This window comes from Streptomyces sp. GL_148 (assembly GCF_057834205.1).
Genome location: NZ_CM174396.1, coordinates 592,953 through 607,410 on the forward strand (window position 1 = coordinate 592,953; position 14,458 = coordinate 607,410).

Annotated in this window: 9 protein-coding genes; 6 read left to right on the forward strand and 3 right to left on the reverse strand. The window is 70.9% G+C overall.

Annotated features, from left to right (window positions below):
* The first annotated feature begins 82 nt into the window (after positions 1-82).
* The 6 genes from AC3IYI_RS02755 to AC3IYI_RS02780 all read left to right on the forward strand — a co-directional run bounded on the left by AC3IYI_RS02755 (position 83) and on the right by AC3IYI_RS02780 (position 6,162).
* Positions 83-832, forward strand: a complete 750-nt coding sequence (locus AC3IYI_RS02755) for a hypothetical protein (protein ID WP_489408674.1) — start codon at positions 83-85, stop codon at positions 830-832.
* 99 nt (positions 833-931) lie between these two features.
* The gene (locus AC3IYI_RS02760; RefSeq protein WP_489408675.1) at positions 932-2,035 is read left to right on the forward strand and encodes a terpene synthase family protein; all 1,104 of its coding nucleotides are present in this window, start codon (positions 932-934) and stop codon (positions 2,033-2,035) included.
* 66 nt (positions 2,036-2,101) lie between these two features.
* Entirely contained in the window at positions 2,102-3,481 is a 1,380-nt protein-coding gene (locus AC3IYI_RS02765) for a cytochrome P450 (RefSeq protein ID WP_489408676.1), read from the forward strand.
* Positions 3,482-3,524: 43 nt separating this feature from the next.
* Positions 3,525-4,931 (forward strand): FAD-dependent oxidoreductase, encoded by a 1,407-nt coding sequence (locus AC3IYI_RS02770; protein ID WP_489408677.1) that lies wholly within the window; start codon positions 3,525-3,527, stop codon positions 4,929-4,931.
* 144 nt (positions 4,932-5,075) lie between these two features.
* A complete protein-coding gene (locus AC3IYI_RS02775; protein WP_489408678.1) occupies positions 5,076-5,669 on the forward strand; it encodes an SMI1/KNR4 family protein in 594 nt (197 codons plus the stop codon).
* Between the two features lie 106 nt (positions 5,670-5,775).
* On the forward strand, positions 5,776-6,162 hold the full coding sequence (locus tag AC3IYI_RS02780; protein ID WP_489408679.1) for a VOC family protein: 387 nt from the start codon (positions 5,776-5,778) through the stop codon (positions 6,160-6,162).
* Positions 6,163-6,235: 73 nt separating this feature from the next.
* Here AC3IYI_RS02780 and AC3IYI_RS02785 read toward each other — a convergent pair whose 3' ends face one another.
* From AC3IYI_RS02785 to AC3IYI_RS02795, 3 genes are all read right to left on the reverse strand, one after another.
* Complete coding sequence (locus tag AC3IYI_RS02785; protein WP_489408680.1) at positions 6,236-7,219, reverse strand: helix-turn-helix domain-containing protein; 984 nt, start codon at positions 7,217-7,219, stop codon at positions 6,236-6,238.
* A 137-nt stretch (positions 7,220-7,356) separates the two neighbouring features.
* Complete coding sequence (locus AC3IYI_RS02790) at positions 7,357-11,091, reverse strand: S8 family peptidase (RefSeq protein ID WP_489408681.1); 3,735 nt, start codon at positions 11,089-11,091, stop codon at positions 7,357-7,359.
* Between the two features lie 200 nt (positions 11,092-11,291).
* Complete coding sequence (locus AC3IYI_RS02795) at positions 11,292-14,393, reverse strand: AfsR/SARP family transcriptional regulator (protein WP_489408682.1); 3,102 nt, start codon at positions 14,391-14,393, stop codon at positions 11,292-11,294.
* Between the last annotated feature and the right edge of the window lie 65 nt (positions 14,394-14,458).

Genomic DNA, 14,458 nt, shown 5'->3' on the forward strand with positions numbered 1-14,458 from the left:
CGCCCCGGCTCCTCCTGCTCCACTTCGCACCCTGCCGCACGCCGCTGGGATGCGCCCCCTCCCCCAACCGAAAGGCACACCCATGCCCACCCTCCACGACGAGGACCGCCGCGAGGCAAGGACGGCCGGCTGGATCGGCATCGCCATGGTGGCGCTCTTCCTCGTCCCCCTCCCCTTCGTCCGCAACCCGCTGAGCCGCCCCTTCCCCTACTGGAGCGACTCCTCCGACAGCATCGGCACCTGGTTCGCCGAGAACCCCTCCATTTCCGGCTACACCATCGACATCGCGTTCGGCCTGTGCTTCATCTGGTTCGCCGCCGGACTCAAGCGCTGGCTGACCGGTACCGGGCGCGCACCGCTGCACGCCGACCTCCTCGTCCCCACCGCCCTGTCCGTCGGCATCTGCTGGATGATGTCCAACGCCGCGTTCCTCCTCGGCCCCATCGCCGCCGAGCGCCCGGAAGCCATCAAGAGCGCCTATCTGCACCTCAGTTACGACCTGTGCGTCACCTTCGGCTACGCCGGGTCCCTGCCCCTGGCGCTGTTCTCCTTCGCCGCGGGCAGCCTGATCCTCAAGAACTCCACCCTGCCCCGCTGGACGGGCTGGACCTCCCACGTCCTGGCCGTGGCGCACTTCGCGTACTTCTTCAACGTCCTGACCACGGACGACACCCCGTTCACCCCATGGGGCTGGGGCAGCTTCGGGTCCTACGTCGGATTCGCCCTGTGGGCGCTGACCCTCTGCGTGATGATGATCCGCTCTCCGCGTCCCGCCCCCACAGCTGCACACGTCCCCTCACCCGCCGCCGCAGAGACCCTCGCCACGCACTGAACAGACCGGACGGGCCGGGCGCATGCGTGCCCGGCCCGCCGTACCCCGGCCCGCCGTACCCCGGCCCGACGTACCCCGGCCCGACGTCAAGGAGCGCCGATGACCACCGCCACCCACACCTACACCCCGCTCGCCGTCCCCCCTCTGTACTGCCCCTTCCCTCCCCGTCGATCCCCGCACGCCAAGACCGTCGGCGCCGAAAGCATCGCCTGGATGCAGGGCTTCGACCTCTTCAAGGACACCCCCCATCGGGAGTACACCCGCAGGGCCCATGTCGGGGACTTCGTCGGCTTCGGCATCCCCGACGGGCGAGCCGACACCCTCCAAGCCGCCACCAACTACTGCAACTGGCTCTTCGCCTTCGACGACGCCCTGTGCGACGAAACCCTCGGCGGCACCACGTCCGACACCCTCGCCCCCTACCTGGCCCGCATGAGCCGCATGCTCCACACCCCCCGAGCGGCGGTGATGCGCGAGGACAAGTGGGCGGCATCCCTCCTGGACATCCGCCACGACCTCGCACGGCAGGGCACTCCCGCCCAGGTCTACCGGTGGACCGACCAAGTCGACGCCTACTTCTCCGGCCTGGTCTGGGAAGCCGCCATCCGGCAAGTGCCGGGCTCCGCAAGCCTGGACGACTACCTCATGATGTGGCAGGGCAGCAGCGCCGCGCTGTCCGCGCTGGCCTTCATCGAGATCGCCCAGGACTACGTCCTGACAGCCGAGGAATACCACGACCCGCGCGTCCACGCCCTGCACGACCTGAGCGTCGCACTCATCGCCTGGCACAACGACATCACCTCCTACAACAAGGAAGCCTTCCGCGAGCAGCACTTCGGCTTCCCCGAGGCGATGAACCTGGTCCCCGTCCTCGCCCGGCACCACAGCTGCACCCCGGAGCAGGCGCTGCACACCGCCGCCTCGATGCACGACCGGGCCATGCGCCGCCTGCAGAACCTGGCAGAGCGCACCGCCGCCGACAGCGGCCCCCGACTCGCCCGGTACGTGCGCGCCCTGACGGACTGGGTGGCGGGAAGCCTGCACTGGCACCTCACCAGCGGCCGGTACAACAACCCCAACGACCCCGGCCAGGCTGTCGCCCCACTGGTCGACATGCCCGCAGCCGTCACCCGGCCGGCCGATACCGCCCGTCTCGACGAGCCCCTCACCACGCCAGTGGCCGCCTGGTGGTGGACGACCTGACTCGGACCTGACCCACCCGCACGCCCCTCACCCTGCCCGTCCCCTCCGAGCACATTCAGGAGAATCGTGTCGCACGCCCCCGCATCCGCCGCAGCCCCGCCCCACGCCGTCCCTTCCGCCCCGCCCCTGGTGCCCGGCGCACTCCCCCTGGTCGGGCATGCCCTGCGGCTCCTGAACGACCCGGCGGACTTCCTCACCGCAGCGCCCTCCCACGGCCCGCTGACCCGCGTCCGCCTCGGCCCCCTCACCGCGACCCTGGTCAGTGACCCGGACCTCACCCGGCAGGTCCTCCTCGACGACGACGTCTTCGACAAGGGCGGCCCGCTCTACGACCGTATCCGCGACGTCATGGGCAACGGCCTGCTCAGCTGCCCCCACACCGACCACCGAAAGCAGCGCCGCCTGCTCCAGCCCGCCTTCCACAAGGACCGCATCCCCGCCCACCTCGACCTCATGGCCCGCGAGATCACCGACGGCATCGACCGGTGGCAGGACGACCAGGTCGTCGACATGGCCGCCCAGGCGCAGGCCCTCACCGCCCGCGCCATCGTCGCCACCCTCTTCGACGGCACCCTCGACACCGCCACTGTCGCCACGATGGTGGAGGACATGTCCGCCATCACCGCCGGCATCTACACGCACGCTCTCCTGCCCCCCGCGTACACCCGACTGCCCCTGCCCGCCCACCGTCGGTACTCCCGCGCCCAGCAGCGCCTACGGGCCACCCTGGGCCGGATCATCGCCGAACACCGCTCCCACACGGCCGACCACGGCAGCTTCCTGACCCTCCTCACCGAGGCGGGTGCACAGGGCCCCGCCGTGTCCGACAGCGAAATCAGCGACCAGGTCATCACCTTCTTCATCGCCGGGATGGAAACCACAGGAAACGCTCTCGCCTGGGCCGCGCATCACCTTGCCCAGGACCCGGCACTCCAGCGCCGTGTCCGCGCCGAAGCAACCGCCCTGCCGCCCGGCCCCCTGTCGCACAGCGGGCTGCCCCGCCTGGAACTCACCAGCCGCGTCGTCACCGAGACGCTGCGCCACTATCCGCCCGTCTGGCTGCTGACCCGCGCCGTCACCCGCGACACCGAACTGGGCGGGTACCCCCTGCGCGCCGGTGACACCGTCGTCATCAGCGCCTACCTCGTCCAGCACCTCCCCTCCGCGCACCCCCGCCCCGCATCGTTCGACCCTGACCGCTGGGTGTCCCCCCAGACCGGACAACCCGTCCCCGGCTCCTTCATCCCGTTCGGCCTGGGCGCCCGCAAATGCATCGGCGACGCGCTCGGCATGGGCGAACTCACGCTGGCTCTCGCCGCCCTCTCCCGCCGCTGGCACCTGGAACCCACGTCCACGGCGCCGGTCCGCTACGAGAAGGACATCGTCATCCGCCCCCGAGGCCTCCGTCTGCGCGTCCACGCCGCCCATGACGCCCATGGGGCCTGAGGACACAAGCGCGCGGCACGCCAACCAGACTGGGAACGTAAACATGCAGGAACGCCGTCAGGTGAAATTCGGTGGAGTGGCAGCAGTCATCGGCGCGGGCATCGCAGGACTGGTTGCCGCCCGGGTACTGGCTGACCACTTCGAGAGTGTCGTCGTGCTGGAGGCGGAGGCCTTGCCGTCGGCGGCCACACCGCGCCGGGGCGTCCCGCAGGCCCGACACCAGCACGGTCTGCTGGTCAGCGGAGCCGAAGGGCTGCAACGGCTCTTCCCGGGACTGCAGGAGGAACTGTCCGCCGCCGGGGCGCCGCTGTTCGACTACGGGCTGGGGACATCGGTGACCCTTGGCGGCTGCCGCCTCCCGCGTGCCCCGATGAACGTGACGGTGCAAGCCTTCTCCCGGGACCTGCTGGAATGGACCTTGCGTCGCCGGGTGCTGACGGACACTTCCGTGCACGTACGCGATGGGTGCCGGGTCGAGGGGCTGCGCTGGAACCACGACGCATCGCGCGTGACCGGCGTTCGCCTCGAAGGTGGGCACACCATCGAGACGGCTCTGGTCGTGGATGCGTCTGGGCGCTTCTCCTCACTCTCCAACTGGCTGGAACAGGCAGGCCATTCACGGCCGGCGCAGAAGGTCACCGACGCGGGCCTGGTCTACGCGACCACGACCATGGAGGCGCCCTCGCAAGACTTCGACGCGCTGCTCCAGCCGTACCACACCCCCAAGCAACCGCGCGGTGGCTTCGCCGCCCGGCTGGAGCACGGGCACTGGCTGGTCAGTCTGTTCGGCGCGGGCGGGGACCATCCGCCCAGCGACCCTGACGGCTGGCGGCAGTTCGCCGCGAGCCTGCGGAATCCCGACCTCGATAGGCTGCTCGCCTCCGCCACCCCTGTACCCGGTAGCAAGATCCACGCCTTCAGGCGCACCGAGAACCGTCTCACCCGGTACACGGGGTTACGCCGATGGCCTGACGGGCTTGTCGCCATCGGTGACTCCGTGGCAGCCTTCAACCCGGCCTTCGGACAGGGCATGGCCACCGCCGTGCTCGAAGCCCAGGTTCTGGCAGACCACATGGCCAGGGCAGGACGAGCGCGGCCGCACACCGTCCACGGCGTCGCACGCCCATTCCAGCAGCACATCGCCCGTATCGCCTGGACACAATGGATCACGACCGCCAGCGACGATCTCATCTGGCAGTACCGCATCAGGCGCAGGACACTGCCCCTCTGGCTGCGACCGGTCCTCTGGTACAAGGAACGCCTTCTCCGGCTCGTGGTTACCGACCAGCGGATCCATGGCCTGTTCGTCAGTGTCTTTCACATGCTGCGCCCCTTCACGACACTGCTCAGCCCCAAGATCATCGCAAGGGCCCTTCTTGCCTCCGTCGATCCGGCTGCACGTGAGGCCAAGCGAGGCCGCCCAGGCCGCGTTACGGCCACGAAGCCATGACCGTCGGCTTCGCCGCTGTTGCCAAGCGCCCGCGCTGAGGGCGTGTTGGGAAGGTATTGGCCCACGCCAGGAACGTCTGGCTCCACCGTGCTGGTTGTCAGTGGATTCTCGTAGGCTCTCGGTGGTCTGATCGAAGGGATTGCCATGGAAGACCCGACGGGTATCGCAGCGCTGGCCAGGATTCTTCCTGCTGATCTTGGCACTGACGAGGAGATCGACTGGGCGGCCGCGGAGGCGAGGTGGGGCACGCGGCTGCCGCGGGACTACATGGCCTTCATGTCCGTGTGGGGTGCCGGCTCGTTCGACGGCGTCTGCATCCTCATGCCCTTGCCGAAGGAGTACATCCAATGGGATCCCGGGACCTTCGAGGAGGAGACGGAGAACGCTCGCTACACCTGGGAGATGCTGGACGGCCAGGAGGGCCTAGACATCAACCCGGACCACATCCTCGCCTGGGGTGTCACCTCCGGCGCAGACATCCTCTGCTGGCTGACCACCGACCCTGACCCTGATCGGTGGCCGGTCCTGGTCTGCGGTCGCCACACCCGTGAGGACTTCACCCTGTTCTCCTGCGGCATGGTCGAGTTCCTCCGCAAGCTGCTCCTGGACGAGTTCGACCCTTACCCGATCAGCATCGGTCTCCGCGACGCCTCACCACGCTACGTGCACTGGCTCACGCAGCAACGTCGCTGGAAGGCGGGCTTGGACCGGTACTCCGGTGAACCCGCCACCCAGTAAGGGGTGTCGCGGCCCTGCTGGTCACAGCAACTCGTCGATGGCTGCGATCAGCACGATCCCCCGATCGCGCGTACGCGGAGGTCGCCGCACCCCGTAGATTCGGATCATGGTTCACGTACTCGGCAGCAGGATCCTGCTGCGCCCCACGGATCCGGAACGTTCCCGCGGCTTCTACGGCGGGGCGCTGGGCCTCGCCGTCTACCGCGAGTTCGGGACGGGACCGGACCGCGGCACGGTCTACTTCCTCGGCGGCGGCTTCCTGGAGGTCTCCGGCCGCGCCGAGGAGCCACCGGCGCCGGGCCTGCGGCTGTGGCTGCAGGTCGCCGACGTCCGCGCCGCGCACGAGGAGCTGGTGGCGGCGGGCGTACACGTACTGAGGGCGCCCGTGAAGGAGCCGTGGGGGCTGGTCGAGATGTGGATCGCCGACCCGGACGGGGTGCGGATCGCAGTCGTCGAGGTACCGGAGGACCACCCGTTGAGGTACCGCCCCTGAGCGGACGCGGCCCCTTCCGGTGAACCCGCCCGGATGCCGCGTCCGAGGGCGGCACGGCACGCGTTCAGTGCGGCTAAACCCAGCCGTGCCGGACGGCGTGACCGCCGAGCTGCATCCGGGTCCGGACTCCGGCCATGTCCATGAGGTGGCGCAGGCGTCGGTGAAGCGTGCGCGGCGACAGGCCGAGCTGCGTCGCGGCGATCGGGTCGGTCAGGCCGGCCAGCAAGAGCGCGAGGATCTTTCTGTCCAGGTCGGTCGGACCCTCCGCACGGAGCTCGACGGTGGGTTCGGCTTCACCGCCGGTGCCGGACAGTTCGAGGGGGTGGGCTATGCGCCACACCGTCTCGAACAGCGCGTCCATCGCGTCCAACAGGCCGCTGCGGTGCAGCAGCACGGCGCCGGGTTCTCCGGCCGGCGTGACGGCGAGCGGGACGAGGCCGAGTTCGGCGTCGGCCAGCACGAGTTTCATCGGCAGCTGGTCGGCGACGCGCAGTTCCACACCGTTGCTCAGCGAGGCGATCGCGTCGTCGATGATGCCGGGCTCTGCCAGCACGGCCCGGTCCAGTACCGCCCGGAAGTGCACGCCGCGGCCGATGGCCATGGGTTCGGCCGTGTTCTCATCGGGTGGCAGGGCGACGAACGGTGCGGTGATGAAGCTGCGGACCTGCGTGCGGGCTGCCTGCTGCACCTGGAGGAAGCGATGGCGGATGGCGTCGACACCCGTGACCACCTCGATCAGATCGCTGATGCTGCTCCCGGTCATCGCCGCCCGGTGTTCCTCGGCGAAGGTCACCAGTGCCTGCTCGGCCATGCGCAGCCCGTCCCGGCGCTGGGTGATGAGCGCGCCGAGTGCCATGGCCGGCGGCGCGGCGGTGAACCGCTCGTCCGACGACCGGGTCGCCAGTCCCCACCCGACCAGACGGGCCAATGCCCGGTCGATGTGGGCTCGCGGGAGGGCGAGCAGGTCCGACAGAGGCATCGCGGTGGAGTTCGGCTGTCCGAGCAGCGCCCGGTAGACGCGCTCGTCATCGGGTTCCAGACCCAGAACATCCAGCATCGGCGACCGACTCTCTTCCGCTTGTCGCAGCGGGGAGAGTATGCGCCATGGCGGCAGACCCTGAATAGTCCCTGGTGGGAGCAGGTATGACGGGAAGGGCCCCGGGGAGTCGCCTCCCCGGGGCCCGACGTTAAGGTTCATCGCAGGCCGTACGCCCGGATGATCTCGTTCTTGACGCTGAACCCGCTGTCCGTCCCGGCGCTCGCGCGGACCGAGACGAAGCCGCCGGGCTTCTTGGCCGTCCTGAACGAACCCTTCCAGTAGCCGTCGGCGTCCTTGGTCAGGCTCACCTTCTGCCACGTGGCGCCGTCGTCGTAGGAGACGTCGAGCTTCACCGTGGTGATGGTGCCGGGGACCGCCGAGAGGTTCAGCGACACCGGCTTGAGCGCGATCTGCTGGGTCGCGTTGGCCTTGACGTCGCCGTGCAGGTCCGACTCCAGCCGGTAGTCCAGGTTCAGCGCCGAGAACGGCTCGAAGGAGTCCGACTCGACGGTGTCCGACATGAACGTCCACTCGGTGTGGGTGCGCGTCGACAGCCGGAAGACGTCACCGGGCCGCTCCACGTCGAGGACGGTGCGGTAGGGCAGGTTGCCCGGCGGTACTTCCACCCACTGCATGTCTCCGCTGAGCGGGTTGTCGTGGATCAGCGTGTCGCCCTGGAACACCTGCAGGTGGGATGGCGTCTCACCCCACGGCAGGTAGCCGCCCAGCCGCATGGTGTCGCTGGCGGAGGCCCACGCCTGCACGTTCCAGGTCATGTAGTTGCCCCAGCGGGAGTTGTACACGCCGAAGGACTCGCTCTGGGCGGGCCGGGTCACCGGAGCGAACCAGTCCAGACGGGTGGCGCTGCCCTTGGCGTACGCATTGTCGCCGGACACCATCGTCCACGGCAGGGCGCCGTCGACGCCCTGCGCGTGGAACTCGCGCCAGACCTGGCCCGGGGTCACCCACTCGGTTCGGGTGCCCGGGTGCCACTCGACGTCGGGGAAGTTGAACGACGGGTTGAGGGTGAAGTCGGAGCGGTAGCCCTCCGCCTGCCGGTCGCCCGCGGCGCCGTAGTAGCGCGCGTCGATCCGGGCGAGGTCGGCCTTGGCCGGCTTGTAGACCAGGGCCCGGTCCGGCACCCGGCCGGGGTAGTCCCGGGTCAGGTCGTAGACGAAGGGCGTGTACTCGGTCTGCCGTGCGGTCAGCACGAGGTTGCCGGCCTTGGCCATCGCGATGAGGGTCTTGCCCGCGTCGCGGTGCACGGTGGCGACCGGGATGGCCGACTCTCCGACGTACTCCATCAGCGCGCCGACCCCGTCGTTGACCACGATCAGCGCCTTCGCGCCGGCCGCGGCCGCGGCCTCGGCGCGCTCCTGCGGCGAGAGCTCGTCACTGCGCTCGATGACGACGACCTTGCCCTTGGCCTTGGCCTTCCCGTACTCGGCGACCGTGCCGCTGCCCGCGTAGACGGCGTTCAGCGTGTCCGTGGCGGAGCCCAGGGCGCTGCCCGCCTGCACCATGGTCTCGAAGCGGAGCCGGTCGCCCGGCGTGCTCAGAGCGAGCAGCGGCTCGCCCTTGCGCCAGCGGGTGACCAGCATGAAGTCACCCTGCTTCATCGCCTCGGTCGGCGCGACGTACACGTCGTCGTACGACGGAGGCAGCACATACGCGCTGCGGTAGTCCATGAAGGCGTCGAAGCCCTTGTAGTGAACGTTGAAGTCGACCTTGCGCTGGCGGTCCTCGGTGCGCTGCGGCGCCTGCGTCTGCAGCAGGCGGGCCTTGCTCGCGTCGAGCACCACGTCGGCGGAGCCGTCCCTCAGTATGGTCTCCGGGTCGACCAGCACGGCCAGACCGGAGCGGTCCCCCTGCTCACCGGCCACGTCGAGGTACGCCGTGACGGTGTACTGGCCCGGCGCCATGCGCATCGTGGTCGAGCCGTCGACGTAGACCGACCACGGCCAGTTGTCGCCGGCCAGGTTGATCCCGACCATGCCGGCGGCGGGCTTGCCGTCCCGGCCGACCAGCTTGATGTTCAGGTCGTAGCGCTCTTCTTCCTTGATGAACGCCACGGAGGTGCGGGTCACCGGCTTCCCCGTGGCGGCGTCGGCGGCGACGACGTAGCCGACGTGCCGGCCGGCCGGGGCGTTGCGCGGGTCACCGGTCACCGGGACGGTGGCGACGCCGCCCGCCGGGACGGTCACGGTGGGGGCTCCCAGTGTGAACGGGCCGCCGCCGTCGGTAAGGGTCAGGTTCAGGGTGATGTCGGCGGAACCGGAGTTCGTGTAGGTCAGGTTCTTGGTGACGGCGCCGTCGCTCGGCTCGTGCGGCCACCTGTAGTCGCCGAAGAAGAGCGATCCGGTGCCGCGGACCGTGGTGCGCACGGCGGCGGCCACGTCGAGACGGCCGGCGCCGACCTCGTACGGCGAGTACCCGCCGTCCAGGCCCTTCGCGGTGCTCATCAGGTGTTCCTTGAGCTGCGCGCCGGTCCAGTCCGGGTGCTGCTGTGCCAGGATCGCCGCCGCTCCGACGACGTGCGGGGTGGCCATCGAGGTGCCGCTGATGGTGCGGTAGAGGCCCTGGCCGCCGTCGGTCATCTCCTGCGAGCGGGCCGCGGTGATGTCCACGCCGGGCGCGGCGATGTCCGGCTTCATGCCGCCGGAGTAGGCGAGCGGGCCGGTGCTGGAGAAGGACGCGAGCTGGTCCTGCTTGTCCGTGGCGGCCACGGTCAGCGCCGAGGCGGCCGCGCCCGGGGCGGAGATGCTCTCCGGGCCCGCGTTGCCGGCGGCGATGACGAACAGCGTGCCGTACTGCGCGGACAGCGCGTCGACCATCTGCGACATCGGGTCGCTGCCGTCCGTCGGGTAGGAGTTGCCGAGGCTCATGTTGACGACGTCCGCACCGGAGTCGGCCGCCCACTGCATGCCGGCCATGACCCAGGAGTCCTGGCCGGACCCCTCCGGGCCGCCGAGCACCTTGCCGACGAACAGGTCGGCGCCGGGGGCGACGCCCTTGTCGGCGCCCCCGGAGGCGGCGCCCGAACCGACGATCGTGCCGGCCACGTGCGTGCCGTGCCCGTTGACGTCGGTCACGCCCTCACCCGGCACGAAGCTGGTCGTGCCGTCGATCAGGCCCGCGAAGTCGGGGTGGTTGACGTCGATGCCGGTGTCGAGCACCGCGACCTTGGTGCCCTTGCCGGTGTACCCGGCCGCCCATGCCTCGGGCGCGCCGATGAGCGGCACGCTCTCCTTCAGGGTGGCCTTCACCCGTCCGTCGAGCCACAGCTTCGCCACACCCGCGCCCAAGGTCGCGCCGCCGCGCGGCGCGACGTCGGTCCAGAAGGTGCGGGCCTGCCGCTTCTCGGTGCTGAGCGCGGCACCGCGGATGCCCTTGAACTCGCGACTCAGCTTGCTGCCCCGGGGGGCCGTCGGCGGTGCGGCCGAGCGGGACTTCGGCGCGGCGTACGTCGCGATCAGCGGTACCGCGGCCGACTTCGCGTCGTCGTAGCCCATTTCGATCAGGTCGGTGACGTTGAACAGCCGCCGGTCCAGCTTGTCCGTGCCCAGCAGCGGCGCCGCCTCGTCCGGGATGACGAACAGGTCGCCCGCGATCTCCTGGATCTTCACGCCGCCGACGGCACTGTCCGGCCGGTCGATGTCGGCGGTCTGCTTGCCGTCGGCCATCGTGGTGACCGTGACGACGTCGCCGGTGACCAGGGTGACCTTGTGGGTCGTCGAGGACCGGGCGGGAACGGTGGGCTTGTTCGGAGCGGCTTGTGCGGGTGATTGCAGAGCGGCGAGTCCGGATGCCAGCAGCGGTACCGCGGTGGCGGCCGAGACCAGCTGCCAACGCCTGCGGCGGAAGGCTGAAGAGAGCGAGGGGAAGAACATGTCATGGGTCTATCGGCCCGGTGGCGCCTCCGTGAATGCCTGACGGGGGCAAGTCTTTGCCATGGCACGGATTCGACACGGGTGAACCGCACACATCGGGTCGAAGTCGTCCACGACACAGCGCGCCCGCGCCAGTCGCAAGCATTTCGGATCTTGCCGGGCCCGAGGCGCCTGACACCGCCCACCGGACAGCCGCGCGGTTACCCGTACTGTCCCGCCGGGGTCACGGGCGCCGCCGTGCCGGGCACGCGTGGCTCCAGCAGCTTCCGTACGGTGTCGGCCTCGGGCAGGCCCATGCGGGTGAAGAGGTCCAGGGCCCGCCGCCAGGGCGCGGCGGCCTCGTCCGCCCGGCCCAGGGCGGCCAGCGCCCGCCCGATGCCGTCCAGCGCGAACGCCTGGTTGCACCCGTGGTCGATGGCGGCAGCGATCTCCAGGGCCTTGGTCTGGTGGTCGAGCGCGAGTGCCGGTTCGCCGCGGTCGAGGTGGACGGCGCCCGCGACGAGGTGTGCGAGGCTGGACGGCTCGGGCCGGGTGACGGCGTTCAGGAGGTCGAAGACCTGGCCGAGGAAGACGAGCGCGTCGTCGGTGCGGCCGCGCGTGCGGTCGAGTTCGGCCAGTTCCACCAGGGCCTTCGCCTCGATGGCCGGGTCGTTCAGCTGCCGGGCGGCCGCCAGGGCCTCCTGGAGGTGCCGGTGCCCTTCGTCGTGCCGTCCGAGCTTCCCCTCGGCCGCCCCGATGCCGATGAGGGCGAGAGGCACGCCGTACCGGTCGCCGATCCGGCGGTCGATCGCCAACGAGCCGGCCGACGCCTCGATCGCCCCGGCGAAGTCGCCCAGCATGTACCGGATGTGACCGAGCAGCCAGAGGGCGATGCCCTCCTCCCGGGGCGAGTCCACCTCCTGCACCGCGGCGAGCGCCTGCTGCACCCCGGCGAGGGCCGCCGGATAGTCGCCGAGACGTTGCCGGAACAGCGCCACGCGCGTCAGCGTGATGATCTCCCGGCGGCGGTCGCCGAGTTCCCGTACGAGGGCCAGCGCGCGCTCGCCGCAGTCGAGGGCGGCCCCGGGTTGGTCCGCACCCCAGTGCGCCACCCCGAGGTTGAGCAGCGTCAACGACTCGGCCCCGCGGTCCCCGGCCCCGCGGGCGGCGTCGATGGCCGCGATGTGCGCGGCGACGGAGTCGTCGTGGTGGCCGCCGACCCGCAGGTAGTCGGCCAGGTTGAAGGTGATCTGCCAGGCGTGGGCGGGCAGGCCCTGGGCGGCGGCGATCCGCACCGAGGAGAGGAGGTTGGCGCGTTCGGCGCAGCACCAGTCGATGGCCGCCCGGACCCCGTTCAACTCGGGGACGTCGTGCGGCGGATGTGCCAGCGCCGGCTCGGTGGCGAGCCGTCCGGGGGCGAAGGCCTCCCGGGCCAGGGCGGTGGTGTGGAGGTGGTAGTCCAGGAGCCGGTGGACGGCCTCGCGGGTGCTGTCACCGTCACCGTCGGCGAAGCTGTGGGCGTAGTCGCGGACCAGGTCGTGGAAGGCGTAGCGGCCCGGCAGCTGTTGCGTGAGCAGGTGGACGTCCAGCAGGCTCTCCAGCAGCTGTTCGGCCTCGGCGACGGGAATCCCGGCGAGCGCGGCCGCCGTGAAGACGTCGACGTCCGGGCCGGGGCACACGCCCAGCAGCCGGAACATCCGCTGCTGGGCGGCATCGAGCTGGTCGTAGGAGAGCGCGAACGCGGCCGCCACCCGCTGGTCACCGACCGCGAGTTCGGCCAACCGCTCACTTCTGCGCAGGCGCCCGGCCAGATCGGCGACGGTCCACAGCGGACGGTGGCGCAGCCGGGCCGCGGCCAGACGGATGGCCAGCGGCAAGTGGCCGCACAGCGCCACGACCTCCGCAACCTCGGCCGGCCCGTCCTCCGTCCGGCCGGAACCGGCCACCCGCGCGAACAGCGCGACGGCCTCGGCCTCGGGCAGCACGTCCAGGGACAGCGTGGCCGCGCCGGGCAGGTCGGCGAGGCGGCGACGGCTGGTGACCAGGACCAGCGACCCGGCGGTGCCGGGCAGTAACAGTCGCACCTGCTCGGCGGTGGCCGCGTTGTCCAGGACCAGCAGGACACGACGGTCGCGCAGTTCGTCCCGCCAGACCGCTGCCCGGTCGTCGGGGGAATGAGGGATGCGTTCGGGCGGCACGCCGATCGTGCGCAGTAGCCCCGCCAGCGCGGCCTCCGGCTCCAGCGGCCCGCGGCCCGCGGTGTGGGCGTGGAGGTCGAGGAAGAGCTGCCCGTCGGGGAAGCGGGCGGCGAGGTGGTGGGCCGCGTGGACGGCCAGCGTCGTCTTGCCGACGCCCGCCATGCCGTCCACGGTGGAGACGACCAGCGCGGCGGGCGCCTCGTCGGCGACGCAGGACAGCAGCCGGGCGAACTCCGCTGTGCGGCCGGTGAAGTCGGGTACGTCGTAGGGGAGCGTGCACGGCCCGGACGACGCCCGCGGACGATCAGCGGCTCGCGTCGCCTCCTCGGCCGACACCGCTTGCGACTGTGCCGGGGCCGCGGACGGGAGCGCGGCTTCCAGGCCCGGATCGGGACGCAGGACATGCGCGTGCATGGCTCGCAGCTCCGGTCCCGGATCCAGCCCGAGCTCGTCGGCGACGGCCCGTCGCGCCGTCTCGAACACCCGCAGCGCGTCCGCCTGCCGCCCGCAGAGGGAGAGCGCGAGCATGAGGTGGGCCGCGAGTGACTCCTGCACCGGATGTTCCGCTACGAGGTCGGTCAGTTCCGCGACGAGGTCACGGTGCCGGCCGAGGGCAAGATCGGCCGCGATGCGCTGGTCGAGTGCCTGCATGCGCAGCTCCTCCAGCCCCGCGCACAGCCGGGCCCGGGCCAGGTCGGAGGCGGCGTCGGCCAGCGCCGGGCCGCGCCACAGCCGTAGTGCCGAGCCCAGCAGTTCCGACCGGTCGGCGGCGTCCGGAGTCGAACCCGCCCGCCGCACCAGCGCCTGGAAGCGGTGGGCGTCCACCCGCCGGGGATCGGTCCGCAGCAGATAGCCCTCGCCCTGGCGGTCGAGCGAGGCGATCTCCGGTGGCAGCAGCGCGCGGAGCCTGCTGACGTGGCTGCGCAGTGCGCCCGGTGCGCCCGGCGGAGGTTCACCGTCCCACAGCAGGTCCGTCAGCCGCTCGTCGCTGACGCTGCGGCCCGCTTCGAGCAACAGCACAGCCAGCAGTAGCCGTTCACGTTTCCGTGGGACGGCCAGCGCCTTACCCGTATCGCCGTCCAGTACTTCGACGGCACCCAGTAGCCGGAACTCCACGAGCGTCACGTTAGCGGCATGTTCATGATCTCGCGCAAGCCTGTGGCAACGGCTGCGCAACACCGCTCCCCGAA